Origin of the sequence: Bacillus sp. RC251, from assembly GCF_044908765.1 — a bacterium.
GTDB classification, from domain to species: domain Bacteria; phylum Bacillota; class Bacilli; order Bacillales; family Bacillaceae_G; genus Bacillus_A; species Bacillus_A wiedmannii.
On sequence record NZ_JBIYDP010000010.1, the window covers coordinates 150744 to 162330 of the forward strand.

At 32.0% G+C, this 11587-nt stretch carries 18 protein-coding genes and 4 pseudogenes; 19 read left to right on the forward strand and 3 right to left on the reverse strand.

Features of this window, described 5'->3' with window-relative positions; genetic code table 11:
- Positions 1 to 231 precede the first annotated feature (231 nt).
- The 17 genes and pseudogenes from ABH961_RS23590 to ABH961_RS23670 all read left to right on the forward strand — a co-directional run bounded on the left by ABH961_RS23590 (position 232) and on the right by ABH961_RS23670 (position 8168).
- On the forward strand, positions 232 to 495 hold the full coding sequence (locus ABH961_RS23590) for a DUF4176 domain-containing protein (RefSeq protein WP_001160636.1): 264 nt from the start codon (positions 232 to 234) through the stop codon (positions 493 to 495).
- Positions 496 to 505: 10 nt separating this feature from the next.
- Positions 506 to 714: pseudogene (locus tag ABH961_RS23595) on the forward strand (ornithine cyclodeaminase family protein); the annotation flags it as partial.
- Positions 715 to 898: 184 nt separating this feature from the next.
- Complete coding sequence (locus tag ABH961_RS23600; protein WP_048545585.1) at positions 899 to 1195, forward strand: WXG100 family type VII secretion target; 297 nt, start codon at positions 899 to 901, stop codon at positions 1193 to 1195.
- A 159-nt stretch (positions 1196 to 1354) separates the two neighbouring features.
- The gene (locus ABH961_RS23605; RefSeq protein ID WP_404520143.1) at positions 1355 to 1630 is read left to right on the forward strand and encodes a TIGR04197 family type VII secretion effector; all 276 of its coding nucleotides are present in this window, start codon (positions 1355 to 1357) and stop codon (positions 1628 to 1630) included.
- A gap of 40 nt (positions 1631 to 1670) precedes the next feature.
- A complete protein-coding gene (locus ABH961_RS23610) occupies positions 1671 to 2033 on the forward strand; it encodes a DUF3958 family protein (protein WP_404520137.1) in 363 nt (120 codons plus the stop codon).
- Positions 2030 to 3667, forward strand: coding sequence for a T7SS effector LXG polymorphic toxin (locus ABH961_RS23615; protein WP_404520138.1), 1638 nt, complete (start codon positions 2030 to 2032; stop codon positions 3665 to 3667). The genes ABH961_RS23610 and ABH961_RS23615 overlap by 4 nt, the downstream gene beginning before the upstream one ends.
- A 27-nt stretch (positions 3668 to 3694) precedes the next feature.
- The gene (locus tag ABH961_RS23620; RefSeq protein WP_098080352.1) at positions 3695 to 4147 is read left to right on the forward strand and encodes a YrhA family protein; all 453 of its coding nucleotides are present in this window, start codon (positions 3695 to 3697) and stop codon (positions 4145 to 4147) included.
- 18 nt (positions 4148 to 4165) lie between these two features.
- Positions 4166 to 4627, forward strand: a complete 462-nt coding sequence (locus ABH961_RS23625; protein ID WP_098080350.1) for an SMI1/KNR4 family protein — start codon at positions 4166 to 4168, stop codon at positions 4625 to 4627.
- 218 nt (positions 4628 to 4845) lie between these two features.
- The gene (locus ABH961_RS23630) at positions 4846 to 5196 is read left to right on the forward strand and encodes a CdiA family toxin C-terminal domain-containing protein (RefSeq protein WP_098080348.1); all 351 of its coding nucleotides are present in this window, start codon (positions 4846 to 4848) and stop codon (positions 5194 to 5196) included.
- Between the two features lie 27 nt (positions 5197 to 5223).
- Positions 5224 to 5603, forward strand: a pseudogene (gene cdiI, locus ABH961_RS23635) (ribonuclease toxin immunity protein CdiI).
- Between the two features lie 221 nt (positions 5604 to 5824).
- Positions 5825 to 6493: a hypothetical protein gene (locus ABH961_RS23640; RefSeq protein WP_048545574.1), complete on the forward strand. Its 669-nt coding sequence runs from the start codon at positions 5825 to 5827 to the stop codon at positions 6491 to 6493.
- 13 nt (positions 6494 to 6506) lie between these two features.
- A pseudogene (locus ABH961_RS23645) lies at positions 6507 to 6596 on the forward strand (DUF4176 domain-containing protein); the annotation flags it as partial.
- Between the two features lie 14 nt (positions 6597 to 6610).
- Positions 6611 to 6802: a hypothetical protein gene (locus ABH961_RS23650; RefSeq protein ID WP_001147551.1), complete on the forward strand. Its 192-nt coding sequence runs from the start codon at positions 6611 to 6613 to the stop codon at positions 6800 to 6802.
- A 110-nt stretch (positions 6803 to 6912) separates the two neighbouring features.
- On the forward strand, positions 6913 to 7047 hold the full coding sequence (locus ABH961_RS23655; protein WP_255258504.1) for a hypothetical protein: 135 nt from the start codon (positions 6913 to 6915) through the stop codon (positions 7045 to 7047).
- 29 nt (positions 7048 to 7076) lie between these two features.
- Positions 7077 to 7598, forward strand: a complete 522-nt coding sequence (locus ABH961_RS23660; RefSeq protein ID WP_404520139.1) for a SecY-interacting protein Syd — start codon at positions 7077 to 7079, stop codon at positions 7596 to 7598.
- 37 nt (positions 7599 to 7635) lie between these two features.
- On the forward strand, positions 7636 to 7698 hold the full coding sequence (locus tag ABH961_RS23665) for a hypothetical protein (protein ID WP_404520144.1): 63 nt from the start codon (positions 7636 to 7638) through the stop codon (positions 7696 to 7698).
- Between the two features lie 14 nt (positions 7699 to 7712).
- A complete protein-coding gene (locus tag ABH961_RS23670) occupies positions 7713 to 8168 on the forward strand; it encodes an SMI1/KNR4 family protein (protein ID WP_098080341.1) in 456 nt (151 codons plus the stop codon).
- Between the two features lie 154 nt (positions 8169 to 8322).
- On the opposite strand, the gene ABH961_RS23675 is transcribed toward ABH961_RS23670, so the two are convergent.
- Both ABH961_RS23675 and ABH961_RS23680 read right to left on the reverse strand, forming a co-directional pair.
- Positions 8323 to 8607 carry a hypothetical protein gene (locus tag ABH961_RS23675; RefSeq protein ID WP_048545566.1) on the reverse strand — a complete coding sequence of 95 codons (285 nt, stop codon included), beginning with the start codon at positions 8605 to 8607 and terminating at the stop codon, positions 8323 to 8325.
- Positions 8607 to 9701: pseudogene (locus ABH961_RS23680) on the reverse strand (response regulator aspartate phosphatase). Before ABH961_RS23680 ends, ABH961_RS23675 begins: the two are co-directional and overlap by 1 nt.
- 451 nt (positions 9702 to 10152) lie before the next feature.
- On the opposite strand from ABH961_RS23680, the gene ABH961_RS23685 reads away from it, so the two are divergent.
- Positions 10153 to 10803 (forward strand): Yip1 family protein, encoded by a 651-nt coding sequence (locus tag ABH961_RS23685; RefSeq protein ID WP_098068699.1) that lies wholly within the window; start codon positions 10153 to 10155, stop codon positions 10801 to 10803.
- A 73-nt stretch (positions 10804 to 10876) separates the two neighbouring features.
- The gene (locus ABH961_RS23690) at positions 10877 to 11023 is read left to right on the forward strand and encodes a hypothetical protein (protein ID WP_000620647.1); all 147 of its coding nucleotides are present in this window, start codon (positions 10877 to 10879) and stop codon (positions 11021 to 11023) included.
- Positions 11024 to 11111: 88 nt separating this feature from the next.
- Here ABH961_RS23690 and ABH961_RS23695 read toward each other — a convergent pair whose 3' ends face one another.
- The gene (locus tag ABH961_RS23695; RefSeq protein WP_098080337.1) at positions 11112 to 11450 is read right to left on the reverse strand and encodes a hypothetical protein; all 339 of its coding nucleotides are present in this window, start codon (positions 11448 to 11450) and stop codon (positions 11112 to 11114) included.
- Between the last annotated feature and the right edge of the window lie 137 nt (positions 11451 to 11587).

Consider the following 11587-nt stretch of genomic DNA (forward strand, 5'->3'; position numbering starts at 1 on the left):
TATATAATCGCATTCTTCTTATAGTTGGTTAAAGGATAGAAAAAATAGGAGGGAGAGTTAATCTCATGAATGTGGAATTACATTTAGATAGCAGAGATATCTTTTTTCTATTTTGGGTGATAGGGATAAATAATACTTAATCGAAAACGGCAGGATGGTGCAAGTGAGATTCTGCGCTATTCAAATAATCTTTGAAAAATATATAAGCCGTATAAGAAAGGGCGGAGAATTATGCAATTTTCTAAAGAAAAGCTGTTACCAAATGGCTCTATTGTTCTGTTAAAAGGTGGGACAAAAAAGGTTGTAATTTACGGAAGAAAACAACTACTTATGGTTGAAGAACCGGTTATGTATGACTACATAGGCTGTTTTTATCCAGAAGGATATATTGATCCTGATTATACATTTGTATTTAATCATGATGCTATTGAAGAAATTATATTTGTAGGTTTTATAGATGAGGAAGAAGAGGCATTTGTAGGATTGCTTAATTGAATGTGATCTAGAAACAGGTGACCTCCAAATTCCGATAAAACTAGCAATCTCCACGCCGAACTTGGTTAAATTATAAGTGGAGAAAAAGCCGGCCGCGAAAACGACGAAGAGATTACTATTTTCAAATCAGTTGGTTTGGCAGTAGTAGATATTATCGTTGGGAAGTATTTGTATGAGAAAGCGGTGGAGCGCGGGGTAGGGAATAGGATTGAGTTTTGAGGGACTGCCTTTTGGTGGTCTTTTTTGCATGAAATTTTGTAAAGCAAGGAAAATTGAATATCAATATTCTAATATTCAATAGAAAGATAAAGTGTTTAAAAATTCATAATAAAATATTATAATTTTATTTAGTAAAAATAACCAATTTATATGTTGCTCATTATGTATTAAAGGGGAAATGAAAATGGCTGGACAAATTCGTATGTCACCAGAGGAGCTTAAATCAAAAGCGACTCGATATGGACAAGGTGCAAATCAAATTGAGGACATTTTAAGTCAATTACAAAACTTACAAAATGAATTAAGAGGAGAATGGGAAGGTCGTGCTTTCGATGGTTTTGATCAACAGTTCAATCAATTAAAGCCAAAAGTACAAAACTTCGCACAGTTATTACAAGAAATTAATATGCAGCTTAATAAAACTGCAGAGGCTGTTGCTTCTCATGATGAAGAATTATCACGTAATTTCGGTTTGAATTAAAAACGCTTTATTCTATATAACAAGCATTTCAAATGAGCCATACAGATTATATTGTATGGCTCATTTGATTGCATGCCCAGCGAGTGATATTGATAGGGATATATATTTATTGAGGTTTCTTTGATGCGTTTGGAAAATTTAATGAAAGGGTTTGAAAGAATGGGACAATTTCAAAGTAATTTACAAACAGCAACGCAAATTGCTACGAAAATGGGATTAGCCTCTGATAGGATTCAAAGTGCAACCAGTCATTCTATAACAAAGGCGACGCGTACAACGTTGTCTGTTAATTTCAAATCACAAGAAGCGAATCAGCAAGTTTTAGACTTGACGAAACAATTTTCCGCTGCCTTTCAACGAGCGGTTGATAATATTCATTTGGTATCTAATGAATTTGAGAGAATAGATAACGAACTTCACAATACTTTTCGCTAATGTGACAACCTACGTAAAGTAAAATAGTAGGAGGAAAAAGATGGATCGAGATATTGAAAACCAAATTAAAGAGTTAAATTTAAAGTTACGAAATGTATTTGAAGAACAGGACCGAAATCAATTCGCAATTCAAGCTCAAGAACAAGCGGAAGCAGATTTTTATGAATGTAGAAGTCGAAATCGTCGTTTGTTTGATCGAATTTTAGGAACTTGGCATGGTGATAGAGAAATGTCTCAGTTTTTTATGAATACGTATCAAGATGCACAACATATTGAACGAAAAGTCACATTTGAATTGGAAAACAAAAAAGAAACGTTGCTTAAAGAAAGACGAGAACTTAGTGATTTAGAAAACGACCTTTCCTTTCAACAACAACAATTAACAAGGGAGGTCAATGCATGAGTTTAAATATGTATTTGGGAGAAGTACAAAACCAAACTCAAATTATGAATGCTGTATGTACGGCCACCATTCAAGGTATGGAACAAGCAATTCAGTCGATTGACGCTTTTGCAACTGATACTGTGTTACAGGGGCAAACATATAGCAGTGCAAAAGCATTTTTTGTACAAACCTCTCGACCTTTGGCACAAGGAATCATTTATTTGTGTGAAGAATTAATCCGTCAGAATAATGCCTTTCCAAGTGACTTTCAATCACAAGTAGCTTCGACAGATGTAATTGAACATGAGATATTAGAACAAATTCGAGAAATTGACCGAATGAAAACAAGTATGGAAGCTATCAATCAAGCTATGCCAATGCCGGGTATGGATGCTATGGCGAATCTTTTTATTGTTATGAGGCAAAAACTGCAAGAAAAGCTGGATCATTTGTATCAATTCAATCAGACCTCTAGTAATAATTATAGTACAGCAATTCAATTAGCAACTAGTATTGCTGCAGGTCTTGCGGAAGTTCAAAGTGGGAAAGGGTTTAGTCCGGTAAGTGGTACGTTTAGTACACAAGGTTTGAATATGGAATGGACAACTTCAATTCAAGCGATTACAGAAGAGAGGGCACGACAAGCTGCCAATTCAATTGAAGAAGGTGAAATGTGTGGTAAGCTACCGGAAAAATCTACTGGTGAAAAAATTTGGGACGGTATTGTAGATGGTACGGGACAAGCAGTTAGCGATACAATAGACGGAATAAAAGCTTTAGGAGATTGGGAAACGTGGGAAAACATGGGGAACGCTGCTTTGCACCCTATTGATACCCTTAGTACCATGTATAATGCATTGTCAGATTCATTTATTAATGATGTAATAAATGGAGATGCTGAAAGTCGTGCTAAATGGGGAAGTTATGCTTTAACACAAGTTGGATTAGGACTTATTGGTGATAAAGGATTAAGTAAAGTATCGAAGGTAGCAACTACTGCAAATCTAACAAAAGGTATGTCCAGAGTAACTAATTCTGCTAAATATAGAAATGCAATAAACGTATTAAATAATTTTAATTTAAACATTGGAAACCGTTTTGCTTATGCTGGTATTGGGGGAAGTTCTTTAAAATCTAGCTTTATTGATACTTATCAAACAGCTAAGGATAAGCTATCACCTTATCAATATACTAAGAGGACTACGGATGGTGACATTTTTGTTGGTAAATTATATGGAGAAGATGTAATTCTTAAAGATGTTAAAGTTGATGAAATTACTTACTCTAAGAGAACTCGAGAAGAAGCTGAACAACTTCGGAAGGAATTTGATAGGAGTGTGAGAAAAGATTTTCTTAATGCATTGGTAAATGATCCTGTTAAACTGAAAGAACTCAAAAAAGCGGGAATAACAGATGCTGATATAGAAAGGATGAAAAGAGGAAACAATCCAAAAGGGTGGCAAGTACATCATAACCTCCCTTTAGATGATGGAGGAACAAACGACTTTGGAAATTTAACATTAATACAAAATCATCCATATCATAAAGCTATAACTAATACACAACGTACGTTAACTAGACACTTACAAGATGGAGATAGTGTAGACGTAAGCTGGCCTATACCAAAATATAACATCTACCCTAAGGGATAATAAATAAACTTAGAAAGGGATTTTTATATGTGGAAAAATCTGATTTTAGAAATTGAAAAAATAGAGAAAAGTTTTAATGATAAACTGAATACACCAGCAACAGATAGTGAAGTTAAGAAATTAAGAGAACGCATGAAAAAGAGTTTTAATGTTGACCTACCGAGTGAATATGAGGAGTTTCTTAAAACTGTAAATGGATTAGATTTTAACGGGCTAGTACTTTATGGAGTTGACTCTTATTTGTTGGATACAGAAAGGGACGAATCAATTTGCGGGTTTATAGAAACCAATGAGATTTGGTATGAAAATGAATTTCAAAAAGAGTATCTTTTCCTTGGAGATTCCAATATAGCATGGTTCTGTAAAAACTTATCTGATGGTACTTATTTAGAACTTGATAAACCATCTGGTACAGTGATGAATACATATAATGATTGCAACACAATGCTTGAGGAAGCATTGAAAACTGCCCTTCTTTAATAGGAGGTATTAAAAATTATGTTTAATTTTTTGAAAGAATATGTTGTAGCAGACAGAAGTGTCCGTTCTAAACAGAAACCTATTTTCTATCCTATATATCAAGATGAGATAGATGAGGCAGAAAGTTTATTACAAATGGAACTCCCAAAAGAACTAAAACGCTTTTATCAAGAAATAGGTTGTGGGTTTTTAAAGTCTGATAAAAGAACGTTTTTCAACAGATTTATGGACCCGATTTCAGTTGCAGATTTCTGTTTAAGGCAAGATATTTATGAATATAATCCAAACCTAGATGATGTAGATGATGATGATGATTCATTAGTGTTTTTTGAAGTAACAGAACTTAACTTTTTAACAATTAAATTTAAAGAGGAAAATGAATTAGGTCAATGTCCTACTTACTCTGAAGATGAGAAAATAGCGGATTCTCTAGAAGAATTTTTAATTAAAATGGATGAAAATCCTGACTATTATATTTAATCTTTTTAAGACTTGCATTAAGGTGTAGCATTTGAAAAATATCTAATCATGAGTAAAAAAGCTTATGTATAACCTGCATAAGCTTTTTTAATGTCCATAATAGGTAAAAAGTATCAAAAACATTCACCATTAAATCACTTGAAAGTTTAAAGCGACTCCTAAATTAGAAAATCATATTAAAGATATAGATCCCTCTGTTCCAAGAAGGAGAGGTATTGATGGAGCACACAACAGTGAAGAGTTCTTTAAAAACGATATTAAAAATAGTCAGTGAATCACCTTCAAAAATTCTAGGTGTAAAAACAGTAGAATACAATATGCCTAAGTTAAATATGGATGGCACCCCTACAGGAGAGTATGGAAATAAAGTATTCACAAACAACATTTATGATCCTAAAATTATAAGTGATAAGGAATTTATTAACCGTGGAATTGAAGCAGCTAATGACGCTAAATTAAAAACTAGTGATGGAGTTCTTTCAAGAGAATGGACAGGTGTTGACAGTAAAGAGATAACTTGGAGAGGATACCATAAAGATGGAGAAATTTCTTCTTTTTTTCCAGAATAAATTAAAGATATACGAGGAGAGATATGTATGCAAAGAGAATTTAGATTAAAAGATGAGGATTTACTAGATTTAACTCATTTCCCTATACAAGCAGTGTTTAATATGGTAGATGATGAAAGATTTTTAAAGGTAATCAATTCAGTTTGTGAAGGAGTAGGATTTGGAGAGGAATATGGCGCATGTACTTTTCCAGGAGATTTGGATGAGTATGATATTGCCAATGGAGATTCATTTGAAGGTGTAGAATTTGCATTATACAGTGGTGATGAGGTAATAATTGATTATCAAACACTTTATCATTATTTAAAAAAATGTGTGAGGATTATTCAAAAAAGTATCCAAACACAATTAAGAGGTTAGAAGACAGTCTTAACAAATTTATTGAATTATACAATATTAATAGGTAGAGACTATTTATAACTTACCCAAAATCATTATAAAAGGTAGAATGTTTCATGATTAGAATTGATTATATGCTAATATTCAATAGAAAGATTTGATGTTTGAAAATTCGCAACAAAATCGCATAATATGTTTAGTGAAATTAACCGATTCATATTTTACTCATTATGTATTAAAGGGGAAATGAAAAAAACTTGGTCAACAGTAGCAGGGTGGTTTAATTAACATGAAAAAAAATACAGATTTTAATAAAAAAGTTTTTGAATATTATATGGCTCTTTATGCTGTAAATGATATAAGATCGACTATAATTACTCTTGTGATTGGGATAGCAGATATATTTGTGCTTTTGCCTGCTTTTGCGAATCCTGTTCAACCGATATATATGTACATAATAGTTCCACCAATTGCTTTTTTAAATGTATGGGCAATATGGATTGTTATAAATCCTAGGAAGCGGCAATTACAATACACTCTATTTCGTGGGGTATTTGGCATCGTATGTTCAGTAGGATTATTAGTTATAACCCAAAAGTTTGCATATGAAATGTTAGGATTACAAACTCCCATCTATTTTGTTTTTTCAGTTGGTTTGTATATTTTTGCTTTGAATCATTATTATAAAAATCATATTAAAAAACTTCAGGAACCAATCAAAAAATCAAAATCATCGAAAAAAAACTCTGGTTTCGGAGTAGTGGCTTTTGTAGGATTGGGTCAACTCGTTGCTAATATCAGTCTTGGTTTTGCAACACAAAAGATGGTAGCAATTGTATTAATGTGTGTATACTCCATGCTTTCATTTATTCTGTTTCATTTCATTATGGAACTCCATAGGTATTATTATTTAAGGAAGCATATAGAAGATGGAGGTAGAACACATGAAACCTTTTAAAGAGGTTTATTGAATTGTAAGTATTGTGATTTATGGAAGGAAACAAAAACTTATGGTTAAAGAACCTGTGATATATGACTATATTGGCTGTTTTTATCCAGAAAGAGGAAAGCTGATATGCAAGCATTTAAAGTTGGGAAATTAGTCACATTCGTTGCAATTATAATACTTCTTGTGGTTGCTATTTTATCTCCTTACAACTTATTTAAAAAGATTTATTTTATTATTGGTGTTCTTATTATTGGCGCAATTTCACTTGGTGCAAATAAATTCTTTGAACTGATACACAGTAAATTTGATAAGAAATGATATTACTTATGTGATATGGAAATTCCCCTCTAAATCATTAAGGATTTAGAGGGGAATTTCCATAATATGATTTTACCGGATTACGTGGAACTAAATTAGTTCATCACTATATTGGTGGTGGTCAAGCTGTTGGTGTTCCGCTGCCACTACATCCTGGTCTTGGAGGGATTCATAACGCAGAAAAAGCGATTGGAGCATGGGAGAAAAGATGCAGTATATGTAGAAATGCTTCAGAAATGTATTGAACATCATACATTAGGCGGTAAATAAAAAAATGAAAAATGAAATGGAAAATTGTTTTGATAAAATAATTAGAGAGTGGAAAGAGTGTAATAATTCATTGCCAAAATCTTTATGGATAGAAGAAGCAGAGACTTTTATCTATGAAGGAGAACCAGATATAGAGGGGTATGTATTCTGGAAACCTTTAGAAAAAAATATAATTCATGATTTTTCTAATATAGAAAAAGATTTGAGGATACAATTACATAATTCAATTAAAGAATATTATAATTCTTATTGGTTTTTAGACTTAGGAGGTAATTATTTAGGTTATGATTTTGAATTAAATCCTGTTATACCAGGAATTGAACTGCATGATTTCTATGTATCTTTACAAGGATACCAAGGCGCACATGATAATCAACTGAATAATATTCCTATTGGTATGAAATTTAATGGTCTCTTGGTAGTTGTAGATAATGAAAATGGACAAGTAAAGTTAGAAGGTTATGAAAGCGGAAGCTTCGAAGTGATCTGTGATAGTTTAGCAGAATTAATTTTAAATCTTTCATAATCAGGAACCTGGTCGAATACAACTTGTAGATTATCAGATACATCACGATACTGGTCATACAGTTGGATATAAAATTTGGGGAAAAGATAGTGATAAATAGGGAGGTTTATAATTATGAACAACATTACATGGATTAATGTAAGTGAGAAAAAAGTTACAGATGAACAAATTGAACAATTAGAAGAGTACTTTGGTATTAAATTTCCTAATGATTTTATTGAGTGTGTAAAGAAATATGATGGTGGCTATCCTACTCCAGATACATTCAATATTCCTAATCAGGATGAAGATTCACTTAATAATCTTTTAACCTTAGACTCTGAGAGAAAAATTTCTATGCTGCAAACATATAATGGTATAAAAGATAGATTGGTAGATAAAGTATATCCTTTTGCTAGAGACCCGTTTGGTAACCTTCTATGCTTTGATTACCGAAATAATCCTCAGTCACCAACAGTCGTATTTTGGGACCATGAGGAAGAAGAAATGGAAGAATCAATCTATCCTGTTTGTTCATCTTTTGCAGAATTACTTGATAGCTTATATGAGTTTGAAGACGAGGACGAATAATTATGAGTAACAAAAGTAAGACTTATGTGAATTACGCATAAGTCTTTTTAATATTATCCCCAAGTTAAGAAGAAGTTTTTATTGTTTTTATAGTAATTAAAATGTACTGTATGAAATGTAAGGGACCATTAGTATGACTTTCTTTATGAAACAATTAAGCTTTTGGCGCAGGCGATCTTCCGTGGTCGTAAGCAGGTGCACCAGTATTACCATCAGCTATACCCCAAGGCTCCCCGTGTGTGTAAGATGAAGACCACCCTTCTCCATGTGTATATTCTGGAGAAGTACCAATATGCCCATCACTAAATACTAAATCAGGTCTTTGTGGTGCAGGTGTGTCACCTTTGTTTAATGCCGAAAATTCTAAGTTGTTACTTATACCAAAAGTCATAATTCCAGCTAACGTTAAACCTGCTATTGTTAATCTAAACTTTTTCATTACTTTAACGCCCCTTTAGCTAATAGTTTTTTCTTTGCTTCATTACTCATATAAAAATATTTACTAGCCTTCACATGATGTTCCTCTGCATAAAATTTATTCGCTAATCGTTCTGCATATTCTTCAATGCAATCCCATAACTCTTCTTTTTTAAAGTATGAAACTCCTGCTAATAAAACAGTTTCTAATTCTGTAGTGTTAGACGTGTTGTTCAATTTTTCTAAGATTTTAAAGCGATATTGATATTCTTTATTTGCTAATTCATTGCAAATGTTTAAGCCTTTTTCGATGAGTTGAGATGCTACTGCCGTTTCGCCTAATTTTAAATTTTCATCTGCTTGTAAATATAGGGCTTTAAAGTGATTTGGTATATTTTCTGTAACCTCTGATAAGTGACGAATTGCTAAAGAGGATAGATTTTGATTTGCATATAATAGTCCGATGTTATTTCTAACACGTAGTAACAATGTTCTTTCATTTTTACTTTTTAGAATATCTATGGCAGTGTTAAAACTTTCTTCGGCTTGTTCAAATTGCCTTAAATCTATACAAGCTAATCCAAAAACATTGTCACATAATGCTACATTAATTTTATAGCCTGTGTGTTTAGAGAAAATATCTTTAGCTATTCGTATGTAATCAATAGCTAAAAGCGGTTTATAGATTTGATAATAAAATGAAGCTAAACGGTAATTAAATTCAGCTCCTTCTACTTCATTCATTGCGTACATTAAAAGTTTTTTCGCCTTCTCAAAATATTCTTTTGCTTCATTATAGTCTGCAAGAATTGTGCTGTGAATAGCTTTGAAGAAGTGATAATAATAGGATAAAAAACTACTATCAGGTATATCAAAGGAGTTAATTTCATTAAAGCTATCTTTTGTAATGTTAAGTCCATCGGTTAGTACTTTATATCTAAAATCTAACAATGAATAGTATAATAATAAATTTTTATCTTCTTTTATACTGGAAAGCCTATCTTCAACTTTTTGTTTTAAGTTTGTTGCTTGTACATTTTAATGTTGTAGTATAGCTTGATACCAGTCATTAAATAATTTTGAAATCTGTTCATTCTCCTTCACTGGAACACGCATATAATCCCTTCCTTTTCTGAATAGTCTTACATTAAATGATAGCAAGAATAGAATATAATGGAAATTAAATTTTGATATTTCTCAACATTTGTTTAACAATTTTATTTTAAAAGAAGAAATTCATTAATGCTTTGTGTTTAGTAAATTCAAACATTCGGCACAGTGGGGGATGAAGAACCCCCCCCACTGATTAAAGTTTCACTTTATCCAATGTATTAAAGAATGTGAGGTGCTCAAAAATGAAAGTAACTACTCAGCCCATAGTTAAAAATGCAAGACAATATAGAGGTAATTGCTAAGAAGCACTCCCCTTAAGTTTCAGATGAAATTAAATGATTGAATATTTATATTTAAATAATCGACTATTTATGCTTTAATATTTATATGTACATAATTGGGATAATTAGGGATTTATATTTAATATGTTTTAAGAAAGGGGAATGTTTTTTATATGGAAACTCCAGAAAATCAATTTAAACGTGCGCTTAATCCTTGGTTCTCCATTTGGACAAAACCACGTGATACAATGAAAGAAATTTTTATATCCAAACCTAAGAATGTGTTTTTACTCATTTTACTAGGCTCATTCGTACAGACTTTAGATCGAGCATCTTCTAAAAATATGGCGGATTCAATAAGTAGTCCAGTTTCAATAATCTCAATGGTTATATTCGGTACCTTCGTTGCTTTCTTAATTTATTATTTTTTGCTACCAGCGTTATTTAATTGGGTGGCAAAAAAACTTGGTGGACAAGGTACCTTTGAAAAAACACGTTACTCAGTTGCCTATTCTTATATCCCTTACGTTTATTCTCTTATATTAGTTTGGGTGCCTTCATTTTTCTTGTTTGGGATAGAAAACTTTACGAGTGAGACACCGGAAATGGATAATAGCATAACTTTAACGATTTTGTTTCTTATTTTTGCCATAATTGATATAGTTATTGGAATTTGGACAATCATTATTTCCTTAAAATGTTTAGGAGAAGCACACCAATTTTCAGCATGGAAAGCATTATTAACAATAATAATATCCTTTATGATTATCATTCTTCCTTTAGTAATAATAGTATTTCTTATAGTAGGGGTTACAATCTTTTAATAATTTATTTGCTTTTTATTTATCCAAACGTTTTCTACTTGCTGTTAGTAATTGTTACAGGGTGAACAATCACATGATTCGGATGTTCCACTTGGCGAAGCGTATGACCTTTATGATCAAATTGATCGCCCGTTACGGCCTGTTTTTCTTATTATCAGTGTTAACAGGAATTTGTGAAGGCAAACTTGAAAATCAAAATATTAAACCATTAAAATCTTAGGGTAGCTGAGTAGATTGTCCTTGTTTGTCCCTTATTTTCCAATTGGAGAATAAGGGACAAATTTTTATGGAGGAGTAAATGCAGCTTTTTACCATTCCCGCCATTCTTCAGTTATATCTTCTTCAGATTCTAAGCCAGCTAATCGTGCTGCTGTATCGATAAATTCATAGAGATCTTCTCTTTCCATTGTTTCGATAAAATGGTCATGTTCGATATTTAGTTCATTTATTTTAATAACTACCTCTTTAACAACTTGCATTACTTCGACTTCGGTTGGATTCTCACCTAATCGCTCTAAATGGTTAATGTAAGTGTCAAGAACTGTATTTGCTGCACTTATATTTTCTTCAGTGAAAAATTCCCCATCTTCATCATACTCAACCCATGAGGTTGTTGGTTTGTTTTTTTTCAATTCATCAAATGTCATGATAACCTCCTAAATGTGTTTTTTGACTTTAATTTCATTCTACATTTTCGATTTGTTTTTCTATCTTTTTAATTTCTCCCATAAAATCGATCATATAATTATCCCCTTATTTAATTTGAAAATTTGATGCTAATTGG